General features: G+C 38.3%; 9 protein-coding genes. 6 read left to right on the top strand and 3 right to left on the bottom strand.

Translation table 11 applies throughout. The annotated features are described in order from the left end of the window. Nucleotides 1–274: 274 nt before the first annotated feature. From AC04NP_RS23495 to AC04NP_RS23505, 3 genes are all read right to left on the bottom strand, one after another. Nucleotides 275–616 carry a DUF6176 family protein gene (locus tag AC04NP_RS23495; RefSeq protein WP_482862426.1) on the bottom strand — a complete coding sequence of 114 codons (342 nt, stop codon included), beginning with the start codon at nucleotides 614–616 and terminating at the stop codon, nucleotides 275–277. A gap of 218 nt (nucleotides 617–834) precedes the next feature. Continuing rightward, complete coding sequence (locus AC04NP_RS23500; protein ID WP_482862427.1) at nucleotides 835–2,565, bottom strand: N-acetylmuramic acid 6-phosphate etherase; 1,731 nt, start codon at nucleotides 2,563–2,565, stop codon at nucleotides 835–837. A 15-nt stretch (nucleotides 2,566–2,580) separates the two neighbouring features. After that, nucleotides 2,581–2,757: a hypothetical protein gene (locus tag AC04NP_RS23505; protein WP_482862428.1), complete on the bottom strand. Its 177-nt coding sequence runs from the start codon at nucleotides 2,755–2,757 to the stop codon at nucleotides 2,581–2,583. A gap of 710 nt (nucleotides 2,758–3,467) precedes the next feature. On the opposite strand from AC04NP_RS23505, the gene AC04NP_RS23510 reads away from it, so the two are divergent. The 6 genes from AC04NP_RS23510 to AC04NP_RS23535 all read left to right on the top strand — a co-directional run bounded on the left by AC04NP_RS23510 (nucleotide 3,468) and on the right by AC04NP_RS23535 (nucleotide 13,067). Further along, entirely contained in the window at nucleotides 3,468–4,172 is a 705-nt protein-coding gene (locus AC04NP_RS23510; protein WP_482862429.1) for an RNA polymerase sigma factor, read from the top strand. Between the two features lie 63 nt (nucleotides 4,173–4,235). Continuing rightward, on the top strand, nucleotides 4,236–5,252 hold the full coding sequence (locus tag AC04NP_RS23515) for a FecR family protein (RefSeq protein WP_482862430.1): 1,017 nt from the start codon (nucleotides 4,236–4,238) through the stop codon (nucleotides 5,250–5,252). A gap of 180 nt (nucleotides 5,253–5,432) precedes the next feature. Then, nucleotides 5,433–8,867 carry a SusC/RagA family TonB-linked outer membrane protein gene (locus AC04NP_RS23520; RefSeq protein WP_482862431.1) on the top strand — a complete coding sequence of 1,145 codons (3,435 nt, stop codon included), beginning with the start codon at nucleotides 5,433–5,435 and terminating at the stop codon, nucleotides 8,865–8,867. Between the two features lie 11 nt (nucleotides 8,868–8,878). Then, nucleotides 8,879–10,777 (top strand): RagB/SusD family nutrient uptake outer membrane protein, encoded by a 1,899-nt coding sequence (locus AC04NP_RS23525; RefSeq protein WP_482862432.1) that lies wholly within the window; start codon nucleotides 8,879–8,881, stop codon nucleotides 10,775–10,777. A gap of 20 nt (nucleotides 10,778–10,797) precedes the next feature. After that, the gene (locus AC04NP_RS23530) at nucleotides 10,798–12,018 is read left to right on the top strand and encodes a DUF5000 domain-containing lipoprotein (RefSeq protein ID WP_482862434.1); all 1,221 of its coding nucleotides are present in this window, start codon (nucleotides 10,798–10,800) and stop codon (nucleotides 12,016–12,018) included. 5 nt (nucleotides 12,019–12,023) lie between these two features. After that, nucleotides 12,024–13,067 (top strand): DUF4998 domain-containing protein, encoded by a 1,044-nt coding sequence (locus AC04NP_RS23535; protein ID WP_482862435.1) that lies wholly within the window; start codon nucleotides 12,024–12,026, stop codon nucleotides 13,065–13,067. Nucleotides 13,068–13,190 lie beyond the last annotated feature (123 nt).

Genomic DNA, 13,190 nt, shown 5'->3' on the forward strand with positions numbered 1-13,190 from the left:
ACTGACTAAGAAAGCGGCTTTAGATAAATATCGGCAGTGCTATGTTTCTTTTTTAAAAAGACGCTTAGATAATGTTCCGTGGTACAAAAATTCCATAGACTAGTACACATTCGTGCAACATCGCATTCATGTTCGGCCTGGCCACAGGAATGCTTATTTGTTGTAGCGCGTTACTTATTGTCAATGTTCTTTATGGGTTTTATCTATTATTCCCAAAAGCGTCATTTCAATTTGATTGTTGTTAATTTCTTGTCAAGAAAGAATTGTGTGAAATTTACACTTTATCCTTTAGGTTATCCATAAAAACTTCTGAATTCATAATGTTGCCTTCACTTCGATCTATACAGGCTTTTATATATTCAAAATGTTTTTTATCCAATTCATCCGAACTGTTGGTCGCTGTGTTATTAGCAAACTCATGGTCTTTACTCATCAGAAATAAGTATATGTACATTTGATTTTCAATACTTTCTTTAAAGTATGCTTCAAAATAAACTTTTTCATTTTCCAATGTTTTCTCAGCACTTTCTTTATTAGCCTTTAAAAAGGCTAACCATTCTTCGGCAATGCGCTCTTTTCCCTTTATTACTTTTAATCTATATAATTGCACATCCATATGTATTGTCTTATTTTTTATTAATTGTTATTTTTTTATAAATCTATTCAATGATATTCAATTTTTTGTATTTTATTCAATTTGTTATTTTACAATCAATTGTAAAAAACGGAGATAAAGAATATGACGAAATATGGTGCGTATTCGATATGGATGTGCAAAAAGGCCAAAAGGAATTTTCAGATTTTGATAGTGCTATTGATAAGGGTTTGAATACCTTACTTATTTAAAAGTAATTTAACCGCTTTGTCAATGCTCATGCCCGATTGTTCAAGTAATTCTGATGCTTGCTCGGAATTTAAATTGAATTGAGATGTAAGTATATTATGGGCCCGATCCACTAATTTATTATTTAAGCATTTCATGTCAATCAGATAAGAACCTTTAACCTTACCTAAACGGATCATTAGTGTGGTAGATAAAAAATTAAGAACTTTTTTCGTCGATGTTCCGGCCTTCATTCTGGTAGATCCTGCAATAACCTCATTACCTGAATGCAAAGGAATTATATAATTACAAAATGGAAGCTTCTTGTAAAGAGCCGATGTCATGATAAAAATGGTTAAAGCAGCGCGACTTTGGGCAAATGCCAGTGCAGATTGAACATAAAATGCCGTTCCACTAGCAGAAATTCCAATTACAATGTCGTTTTTGTTGATATTTAGCAGTAACATTTCTGGCGCTGCACTGGCATCCTCTTCAAAATTCGATTCAATTTCATAAGCAGCATCAACTATACCCCCGGCAACGAGGGTAATTATATGACTTTCAGGAAAACCGTAGGTGCAGGGAATCTCAACAGCATCCATGGCGGCAATTCTTCCACTAGTTCCTGCACCTACATAAATAATTCTCCCCCCTTTTTCTAACCTTGTAACACATTCCTCGCATACGTCTGCTATAATGGGCAAGTTAGACTTTAACGCCGTTCCCGCTTCTTGTTCTGCTTTCCAAAGTGATTCAATTATTTTAGAACTACGCATATTTTCAAGCTGCATTTTATGGTCATATGGCATCTCTGTAACGAGGGTATTATAGGGTGGCTTCCATTGTTGTTTTAGTGCAATTGAGTTGGCATTTGCTAAAGCAAGAACACCGATTAACTGCAATTGATTTCCTTCTTCCGCCCTCCTTACTGTCAATGCATGATCACTATCTTTTAAAAAATCATCGATCGTCTCTTGCAACCTTTTTTCTAGCGGAAAACTCGCATAGCAACTTACGTCTGCTAATCCTCCACAAATAATTATCTCATCAAGTCCATATATGATTGAAGTACTGTATATGATGCATGCCAATTCAAGTATATAAGCTTCCCGTAAGTCTTGATATGATTTTTCGCAAAATATGTCAACAAGATTACTATTTTTCGATTTTGCAGCCAGTTTAGATGCGCTGGCTAATTCATTGAAGTCACCATAAATAGTTTTAATACTGCCTATGAGTGGCAATAATTTAGCAGGTCGCCACCTTCTGCCATTTCGCCAAATTGAGAGTCCTAATCCGGTACCAATAGGCATAATACCAATGGCTTTCTTCCCATTAAGATATCCTGACTCCGCCAGACCTATCGCGGCAGCATCAGCATCATTTATCAAACTTACAGTCGTTTGATAATTGTTTTCCAATGCATATATCCAATCACGGCTTTTTAATAAATTCAAATAGGGATCGATAGCTATTATTTTAGTGCCCGCATAATCGACAATACCTGTGGTTGAAATTCCTATCCCCTTCAGTTCGCCTTTATTTATATTGAATGAAGTAATTATTTCATCAAGACTTTCAACTAAATCCTTCGGATTGGCATTTGCTTGAAATGGACTTTTTACTTTTTTTACTTCAAGATATTTCATCTTATTAGCAGACTTATCTGTCGATTTGAATAAGCCTTTATAATAAGTACCTTTAATCCAGGTTCCTCCTATATCAAATCCTAAATAGCTCATTTGTATCAATAATTATTAAGGTAAAGTTATTTCTTCGCCATATTTAATCCAAAGCGTTGTAGCCATATCCACTGATTCTCCAATGGGTCTATGCGGAAAAATATCTTTGGAACTTGACCATTCTTCCATCCGGTCTTGAAGCTTATCTTGGAATTTAATTTCGACTGATTCAGTCTTGATGATGTGATGCATAATTTTTCTTTTTTAATAATTCAGATTTCTTGAATTTATAAACAGACATTTGTTCCAATCCCGGATCCGGAATGATAGATCTTATGATACAGGCAACAATAATGTATGGTTTAATGCCAATTTTAATTGTAGACCGGATTCGAACCTATATCAGTACATGGCACAATCGGGTAATTAACTGCATTTAGATCAAGCGCATTATCTTTATCATCATCAAAAAAAGTTGATTGCATTGATGTACCAGGATCATCTATGACATATTCGTATGACATCTCGGTGAATGTTAGATTTTGATTTTTATCTATATAGTAGGGGGTTGAGGTTAAATTACCCCACATGAGCGGAAATTTTTTTTAAAGTTTTGAGGTAGTTTTCGTACCGGCGACATTCATTCGGCAATGAGCTGTAAAATGGCTTAGCGTCGAAGGAACCGTTACAATCCGGGCCTTTGGCAATGGCAATACCACTTACTACACTGATGAAAAAATTCAATCTTTTAAAGCAACAAGGGGCGCAATAGAAGAATGATGATCCTTAACTATGGCCTTGCCGCTTCATACGCTTTTTGCAGGAATTATGCCATTGACAGAACCTATGCCCCGGATATTTTAACGCTAAAAATCCCCGCCTCAATTTCCGTTTTACATAACCCAGCTCACTTGATTTTACAATACTTTTTTTATACATTGAAAAATTTATTAGCTGATCACATGAAAACTGTTAGCACGGGAATTCCCCTTTCACAGAAAAATGATCCAATTGAACGTAAGCACCCCAGTAAGAATAACTATCCCTGGTCCGAGTCAACCGATTCTGAAATATGGAAAGCATACAAAGGGGGAAATAAAGAGGCTTTCATATACATATACAAGACTTACAACCAACTCCTTTATAATTATGGAATGCAATTTTGTTTCAACCATGAAATGATCAAGGATTGTATTCAGGAGACATTTTTTTATTTACAAAAAAAATCAAAGCATCTCTCCGAAGTCAGGTCGATAAGATATTATTTGTACAAAATCCTGAGGCGCAAATTGATGGCAGACATGGCGGAAGAGAAAAAATACCGGTTGATCAAGGAACCGGAAGGTAAAAAGTTCGAGATCATTATTTCACCGGAACTAAAATTAATCGATGCTCAACTGGATGAGGAAAGAAAAAGTAATTTACAAATGGCATTAAACAAACTTCCCGAAAGACAAAGGGAAGCAATCCTGCTTTTTTATTATGAAGGCTTCACACATGATGAAGTGGCACAAATAATGGGATTAAAGACTGATAAATATAGCAGAAAACTTATTTACAGGGGCATTACCACACTGAGAAGGCTTTTGTTGTCAGCAGTCTTATTGATGTTTGGCTACCATATCACACCAAAACTTTTAAAAAAAATTTTCGCTCATGTGGGGTAATTTAACCTGAAACCCCTACTACATAGATAACAATCAAAGTCGATTTGGATTTATTTATGTAGTATGAAATACGAAGCGTATAAGGTAGAAGACTTTATTCAGGATGAATTCTTTATTAGCTGGGTACGGGAACAAAGCAGTGAAGCCAATTATTTTTGGGAGAATTGGATAAAAACACACCCCCATAAGAAGCGGGAAGTCGCTCTGGCCAGAGAGATTATTATTTCTCTGAACTACGGCCAAAAATTTAATTTCCCTGAGGCGGATTCCAACGAGGTATTGGAAAACCTCATCAGAGAAAACAGCAATTTCGAAGAAGCTCTTCTAAAAAAACCCGATAGATTCATATTACTAAGACGGATTGCCGCAATAATTACCATTTCCATTTTAGCAGCCCTGAGTTTCATTTATTTCAATATCCGTCAAGATCAGACCATTGCTCCTGGCTTGCTCACAAAGTCGAGTGTGGGCAAGTTCAGCAGTACATATACCCTGGAGGATGGCTCGGTAGTGAAGCTCAGAGGGGACAGTTATATCCGGATACCTGAAAAGTTTCTTGAAGATATACGCGAGATCCATCTTGTTGGGGAAGCCTATTTTGAAATAGCAAAAGACAAAAGCAGACCATTTTATATTAAAACCGGGGATGTCACAACCCTGATTACCGGTACTTCTCTGGGAATAAAATGTGATACACTTTTGAATAAAATCCAGGTGATGTTGGTCAGCGGTGAAGTAATTGTGAATGACATAAATGGAAATTCCATTACGCTAAAGCCCAATGAATCGGTAGTTTATCATGAAAACCGGATCTCAAAGGAAAGCTTTGACTATGAAGTAAGCCTGGGCTGGACAGAAGGTAAATTGGTATTTGCGGAAGCTGAGGAAGAGGAGGTAATCCGTCGGTTGGAGCGCTGGTACCGGGTTAAGTTCGTGCTACCGGATGGTTACTTCTTCAAAGGGAAGTATAACGGACGGTTTAATAACGAGAGTTTATCAAATGTGCTGGACGGGATCAATTATACCTCCGAAAAATTCAATTACAAAATCCATAAAAAAGAAATAATAATTACACATTAATCAATAAAGAAATGTTTAAAACAAGCTAAAAAGAGCCGGATTTAATATAAATATCAAATCCGGCTACCTATCCAATATCTCAAATATCCACAAATCGAATATTGAATAGGTTTCATTAAAACTATTACATTTTAATACCTCTAAATTATGAATGAAAAATTACTAAGACAAATCTTGGTCATGTCTAGGCACCTATTGTTTGGTATAATTTTACAGACCTTCTTGCTTAACTTGCTTTTGGCAAGAAATGGAACTGCTCAAAATGAAAGCATACACAACGTTCGGGTAAGCTTAAATTGGAAGAACGTCAATTTGGACATGGCGCTAGCCGATTTGGAAAATAAAACGACATTCAGTTTTACCTACAATAGCGCTGTTATTGATAAACTTCAAAAGTTTAATATCAGGAGCAGGAACCAATCTCTGGCCCGGGTGCTTATGTTGATGTCCAAAGATGCTAACCTAAAATTCAGAAGGGTCAATGAAAACATCCATGTCTCACTCAAAACAGATAATTCTGATCCCTATTTACATAGTAAAGAATATGAAAATTACGATCGGATAATTTCCGGTAAAGTTACCGATGAGAATGGTGAAGAATTGCCAGGTGTGAATATCAAGGTAAAAGGTTTTGAAATAGGAGTGGTAACCAACGTGGACGGCACCTACCAACTAAGTGTTCCCGATGAAGCCACCACGCTTATTTTTTCCTATATCGGCTATATTAGCGAAGAGATATCGATAGCAGGCAGGTCTGAGATCAATATTAACTTACTTCCGAACGTAGAAAAGCTGGATGAAATTGTTGTAGTCGGTTTCGGTACGCAAAAGAAAGAAAGTATAGTAGGGTCCATGTCATCAATAAAACCTTCGGAATTAAGAATCCCTGCAAGTAACCTTACCACTGCGCTTTCAGGTAGAATGTCCGGTCTTATATCCTATCAAAGAAATGGAGAACCAGGAGAGGATAATGCACAGTTTTTTATAAGAGGGGTAACGACCTTTGGGTTAAAGACAAGTCCTTTAATCCTGATTGATAACGTCGAATTATCAACTGATGATCTTGCAAGACTTCAACCTGATGATATTCAAAGCTTTTCAATTTTGAAGGACGCTACCACAACTGCCATATACGGAGCGCGTGGCGCCAATGGCATTATTCTGGTGACTACAAAAGAGGGTGTACAAGGAAAAGCGAAGGTTACTGCCCGCATTGAAAATTCATTTTCCACACCTATTAAAGATATTAAGTTTGCAGATCCTATCACCTATATGAGATTACATAATGAGGCTATAAGAACGCGCAATCCGCTGGAAGCATTACCGTATTCCGAAACAAAAATAGCAGGTACAATTGCAGGGGATAACCCTGTCGTGTTTCCTGCTACTGATTGGCAGCGTGAATTATTTAAAGATTATACAACCAGTCAGAGAGCCAATGTTAATGTTAACGGTGGCGGGGATATCGTAAGGTATTATTTAGCTACATCATTTAGCAGAGACCAGGGGGTATTGAGCGTGGATGAGCGCAACGATTTTAACAGTAATGTGGATCTGAAAAGGATATCTGTCAGGTCGAATGTAAATATCGATATGACCCGGTCTACTGAGGTAATCATAAGATTTAACGGAACATTCGATGATTACAGAGGTCCCATAGATGGAGCAACCGATATTTATCGCAAGGTACTCAGAACAAACCCGGTGCTTTATCCAAAATACTTCGAACCCGATGAAGATACAAAATTTAAAAGACACATCTTATTTGGAAATTCCGGTGGTGAGAGTGGACAATTTGCTTTAAACCCTTATGCTGATCTTTTAAAAGGCTACCGGGACTATAGCAGAACTTTACTTCTTTCACAATTGGAAATTAAGCAAAACTTAAATTCAATTGCGCAGGGACTGTCAGGTCATTTGCTTGTCAATACCAACAGAAGATCTTTTTTTGATATCAGAAGGCAGTATGCGCCATTCTATTATTCTGCCTTGTTTAATAGAGAAACCAAAACGCATAAATTACTTCCGCTCAATGAAGAATTCGGTAGAGAAGATTTAGATTACAGTGAGGGGCCGACCGATGTAAGCACTTCATTTTATCTTCAGGCTTCCGTGGATTATAAGCGAATATTTAATAAAAAACATGAAATAAGCGGATTGCTTGTTTATCTGCAAAGATCTTCTCTTAGAAACAATGCCGGAAATCTTCAAAAATCCCTTCCATTCCGAAACATGGGACTTTCCGGAAGATTTACTTATGGATTAAATAGTAAATACTTTGTAGAGTTTAATTTTGGTTACAATGGATCCGAAAGATTTGCTAAAAATAACCGTTTCGGATTTTTCCCGTCATTTGGGGTGGGGTGGTCTGTCTCGGATGAACCATTTTTCGAAAACCTCAAACCAACCATTTCCAGACTTAGAATAAGAGCAAGCTACGGTTTAGTGGGTAATGATGAAATTGGCAGTGAAGATGACCGGTTCTTTTATTTATCCCAGGTCAACCTGGATAACAACGCTCGTGGAGCGCTTTTTGGAACAGATTTAGACAATTTTAGAGCCGGAGTAAGTATTGACAGGTATGAGAATGAGTTAATTTCCTGGGAAACAGCTACCAAAGTCAATTTGGGACTGGAGATGAATCTGTTTGATGATAAGATCGTTATCCTGGCTGATGTGTTTAAGGAAAATAGGGAAAACATTCTTATGAATCGGGCTTTTATACCGCCAAGTTTGGGGTTAGAAGCTAGTGTAAGAGCGAATATTGGAAAGGCTGAAAGTCAGGGAATTGATTTTTCAATTGACTACAATGAGGATTTTGGCAATGCATTTTGGATGACAGGCAGAGTTAACTTTACCTATGCCGTCGGTAAATTCAAGTTATTTGAAGAACCGGATTACAGCCAAACTACTCCCTGGTTATCACGTAACGGGCAGCCAATTACCCAGGAATGGGGCTATGTTGCGGAAAGATTATTTGTAGACGAAGCGGAAGTATTGAATTCTCCCATGCAATTTGGTGATTACGGCGCCGGAGATATAAAGTATAGAGACATCAATGAGGATGGCGTTATTGATTTTAGAGATCGGGTGCCCATAGGACACCCAACCAGCCCTGAGATTGTATATGGCTTTGGTCTGTCAATGGGGTACAAAAACTTCGATATTTCATCATTTTTTCAAGGGTCGGCCAGAAGCAGTTTTTGGATAGACGCCGAAGCGACCGCACCGTTTGTGGATCCCGCATCATCAGGAGCTATTGAAAACAATGCGTTGCTTCAGGTATATGCAGATAGCCATTGGAGCGAGGAAAACCAGGATATTTATGCTTTATGGCCCAGGCTTTCCGCGCAACTTGTTGAAAACAACCTGCAAAGAAGTACCTGGTTCATGAGAGATGGTTCTTTTATCAGACTAAAGCAATTAGAGATCGGTTATACCCTTCCGAACACACTACTTGATAAATGGAAGATTGGGAATTTGAGGGTTTATGTGAGTGGAACTAATCTCCTTACTTTCAGCAAATTTAAATTGTGGGACCCGGAAATGGCCGGCAATGGTTTAGCCTATCCCATTCAGAAAGTTTACAATTTAGGTCTAATGGCTTCATTCTAATCTAAGAAATAATGAAAATGCTAAGAAATATTTTAATGGCCACAGCGCTCATTGTTCCGACGAGTTGTCAGGATTATCTGGACGTTGTTCCTGATAACGTAGCAACGATTGACAATGCTTTTTTTGATAGAGCATCCGCAAGAAAATATTTATTTACCTGTTACTCATATCTACCCGGCTTTGCTTCAATGACCAGTAATCCCGCAATTTTTGGAGGGGACGAATTTTGGATAAATGAAGAACTCAGAAGGAGTACTTATTCGATTCCTCAAAATATAGCCCGTGGATTTCAAAATGCCAATGCACCCTATTTGAATTATTACGAAGGTGAAAATGGTGCCAGCGCTTCGATTTACCAAGGCATAAGGGTCTGTAATACATTTATCGATAGAATTGATGAAGTGCTTGAAATGAATTCAATTGAAAAAGCACAATGGAAAGCCGAGGCTAAATTTCTCAAGGCTTATTATCATTTCTATCTTATGAGAATTTACGGACCAATTCCCCTGGTACAAGAAAATGTGCCGGTTAGCGCCGAGCCGGAAGATGTAAAATCAATAAGAAGTCCATTTGACGAATGTGTAGATTTTGTCGTTGCCTTATTGGATGAGGCTGCCAATGATTTGCCTAATGCTGTGCAGGATCAGGTCGATGATATGGGTAGAGTGACCAGACCTATTGCGCTGGGTATAAAAGCAAAAGTATTGGTAACTGCCGCAAGCCCGTTATTCAACGGGAATAGTGATTATTCAGGTTTTACAAACTCAAACGGAGCATTGCTGTTTTCCGCTTTTGATGCGCAAAAGTGGGCAAGGGCTGCAGCCGCAACGACCGAAGCCATACAAAATGCGCAGGAAGCGGGAATCACATTGTATCGATTTACGGATGATCCACTTAACGTCATATCTGATTTTACCCTACAGAAACTCACTTTAAGGGGAAGAGTGACGGAGAGATGGAATTCAGAGATAATTTGGGGAGATTCTAAAGGTAGCAGCAGCACGAATGCACTTCAGCGTTATGGGCAGGCCAAATTGATCAATGGCGTATTTTGGGCTGCCCCTCAGGCTTTATCACCTACATTTAGAATTGTCAAACAGTACTATACCAATCATGGCGTTCCAATCGATGAAGACAAAACCTGGACCGGAAAAGATATCTTAGCTTATAGAACAGCGGTTTCAGATGATAGTTTAATCGTAGAAGAAGGTGAAGAAATTCCGGAGCTGCATTTTGAGCGTGAACCCAGATTTTATGCTGATTTGGGTTTCGATAGAGGCGTGTGGTATGGTCAAGGCAGATTTGATGAAAACAATCCTTATTTTGTTTTTGCAAGATCCGGAGAAACTGCCGGAAAGAGAACAATTATGAACTTTAGCATTACCGGCTATTTCGCTAAAAAATTGGTGTTTTATAAGAATTCTTTTAGCACCGGTGACAATTATTCCGTGACAAATTATGCCTTCCCTATTTTAAGATTAGCCGACTTGTATTTGCTTCATGCCGAAGCCTTAAATGAAACCGGCGACCTTTCCGGCGCTCAAACCTATGTCGACCTTGTCAGAAAAAGAGCAGGATTAAGTGGCGTGGTTGAAAGCTGGGGTAATTTTGCCACTGATCCGGGTAAACCTACTACCCAAGAAGGTCTGAGGGATATTATTCAGCATGAAAGGTTAATTGAACTGGCTTTGGAGGGGCATAGATTCTGGGATATAAGAAGATGGAAAAAGGCGACTGAATTAATGAATGGCCCAATTCAGGGATGGAATATTGAGGGGAAAACAAGAGATGACTTTTATACCTTGACAGCGCTGTATGATCAGGAATTCGGTATGAAAGATTATTTCTGGCCGATTAGAACTTTTACTTTGACTGTGAATACCAATCTTGTGCAAAACCCAGGTTGGTAACAATGAAAATATGGTATACCATGAAAAAAAATATTTACTTTTTTGTGCTATTAATAAGTACAACAATATTTTTCTTCCAATGCGAAGAAGATGAACGTTCACCTATCTACAATGACGGTGTTGCTCCCGGTCAGGTTATAATATCGGAGGTAAAACCAACACCGGGAGGGGCAATCATTAAATACAAGTTGCCAACGGACGATGATTTGCTTTTTGTGGAAGCGAAATTTACCCTGGAAAATGGCAGAAAAATGCAGGTTAGATCTTCAATATATGTTGACTCTCTTAGCCTTGAGGGATTTGGCAGCATCGGTAAATTTCCGGTAGCGCTTTATGCGGTCGATAGAGGTGGCAATAGATCAGATGCCTTAACGGTAGAAATCGAAACGCTTATACCACCGGTTAAGACTATTTTTTCATCTGTGGCATTAATAGAAACTTTCGGGGGTATCAACGTAAGCTGGAAAAATCCAGGTAAAGCGCCAATTTCAATTATAGTAATGCAAAGGCCCGATAGTCTGGAAGGCGTCGTGGAGTTGGAGGAGTTTGAAACGATTTATTCCGAAGGGCAGGAAGGAAGCCAGTCTTTGAGGGGTTTTGGTAGCACAGGGCATAGATTTGCAGCCGTGGTTAGAGATAGATGGGATAATTTATCGGATACCTTAGAGGCATCTTTAACGCCTTTGTTAGAGCAGGCATTAGACAAGCTGAATTTTAAGGAGATCATATTACCGGGAGATACGCCTGCCGTTCCCAGATGGAATCCCTCATCGAATTCTACTATGCCCTTATTGTGGGATAATAATTCAGCCAACAGACTGATTTGTCCGGATGGAGACATGCCCGATAATTACTTTTATACTTTCGATCTGGGAGTAGAGACAAAGTTGAGCAGGATGAAATTTTGGCAATTTACTCATGGCAATGGTACATTCCTGTACTTCGATGCTCAATATGAAGAATTCGAAGTTTGGGGGGCAAAAGAATTAGACCCCTCGGGAAGCTTTGAAAATTGGACAAAGTTACGCACTTGTCAGGTTGTTAAATCTTCAGGCCTTCCCCTGGGAAGAGAAAATTTTACCGTGGAAGATAGAGAGATTGCCTTTGCAGGTCATGACTTTGAATTTCCGGTTGAATCTCCGGAAGTAAGATTCATCAGAATTAAGGTTACCAAAACCTTTTCTAACCTAACATGGGCATCATGCGGTGAAATGAGCTTTTTCGGTCAAATAAATGAGTAATTGATATGAATAAATTTGATATGAATCTTTTAGGTTTACTGGCTTTACTGATAGTCATTGGCTTGTATTCATGTGATGATATGGACGATAACTTTGAACAATATATCCAAAATGGGGAGGTACTTTATCTACCCCGTCCTCTAAATGTTAAAACCAAATCCGGAAATAAAAGGATAGAAATAACATGGAAATTAACGAGTACTCACGATGTAAAAGAAGCCGTAATTTCTTGGAATGATGGTAATTTGGCAGTTCCTGTTAACGCCGAAGACACTGTCAAAAGTGTCATTATACCTAACCTGGCCGGTGGAAATTACATCTTTGAATTGTATACCCGGAATAATGCAAGTAATCAATCTCTGGTAACGGATGGAATTGTTGGAGTTGTGTATGATGAAAAGTTTCGGAGTAATTTGAAGGCAAGGCCCGTGGAGAAAATATATTTTGATGATCAAAACAGGGGTTATATGAAGTTTACGCCGGCAGGAGAATTAATACGTGATAGTGAGGTAAAGTATATTGATCTATCCGGAGCATTGAAATCAATAACGGTCAAACGTGACAGTATTTTTGTAGAATTACCAAACATTGACGCAACAAAAGGCATAGAACACAGAACCTTTTTTGTGCCAACCCCCTCTGTTAATGGTGTCGAAACTTCGATAGATGCCTTTGATTCGGATTGGTTTAACAATACCTATTCAAAATTTGCAGGGGTTTATCTATCTACCGGGCAAATGGACCATTATCAATTAGCTCAACCCGTAACCTGGGTAAGCTTTGAAAAAGAGTATGAAATGGTTAATGAGAACACCATCATTGGTCGTTTAGGGAATAATTGGCCGTCTTCACGAAACTGGAAGATTATCATTACAGTTAATGGAGACAATTCAATCGATTTAGCCCCCGCAGATGGACTTTCGGATACCTTGGAAAAAGTTGCTGATTCTGTCAACGCTTATAATCCTGCCACGAAGGAAATAGTATTAAACTATCGCCTATTCGAGGGGGGGTTTGTTCAATTTAATGAAACGCTTGTTTTAAAATAGCATTAAATAAACAACAATTTTTTTTGAGGTGGTCTCAGAGTCATTGAGACGGCCTCTACTTTTTTTACAAATCCGGTTTTGACTATTATTCTAAATATCAAATAAGAAAAAGCATTTTTTAAA

It is taken from the genome of Agaribacillus sp. DX54 (assembly GCF_056858335.1).

Bases quoted from the DNA above. Each gene is read 5' to 3' on its own strand.
- AC04NP_RS23495 (WP_482862426.1), bottom strand. From the start codon at position 616: ATGGATGTGCAATTATATAGATTAAAAGTAATAAAGGGAAAAGAGCGC.
- AC04NP_RS23500 (WP_482862427.1), bottom strand. From the start codon at position 2,565: ATGAGCTATTTAGGATTTGATATAGGAGGAACCTGGATTAAAGGTACT.
- AC04NP_RS23505 (WP_482862428.1), bottom strand. From the start codon at position 2,757: ATGCATCACATCATCAAGACTGAATCAGTCGAAATTAAATTCCAAGAT.
- AC04NP_RS23510 (WP_482862429.1), top strand. From the start codon at position 3,468: ATGAAAACTGTTAGCACGGGAATTCCCCTTTCACAGAAAAATGATCCA.
- AC04NP_RS23515 (WP_482862430.1), top strand. From the start codon at position 4,236: ATGAAATACGAAGCGTATAAGGTAGAAGACTTTATTCAGGATGAATTC.
- AC04NP_RS23520 (WP_482862431.1), top strand. From the start codon at position 5,433: ATGTCTAGGCACCTATTGTTTGGTATAATTTTACAGACCTTCTTGCTT.
- AC04NP_RS23525 (WP_482862432.1), top strand. From the start codon at position 8,879: ATGAAAATGCTAAGAAATATTTTAATGGCCACAGCGCTCATTGTTCCG.
- AC04NP_RS23530 (WP_482862434.1), top strand. From the start codon at position 10,798: ATGAAAAAAAATATTTACTTTTTTGTGCTATTAATAAGTACAACAATA.
- AC04NP_RS23535 (WP_482862435.1), top strand. From the start codon at position 12,024: ATGAATAAATTTGATATGAATCTTTTAGGTTTACTGGCTTTACTGATA.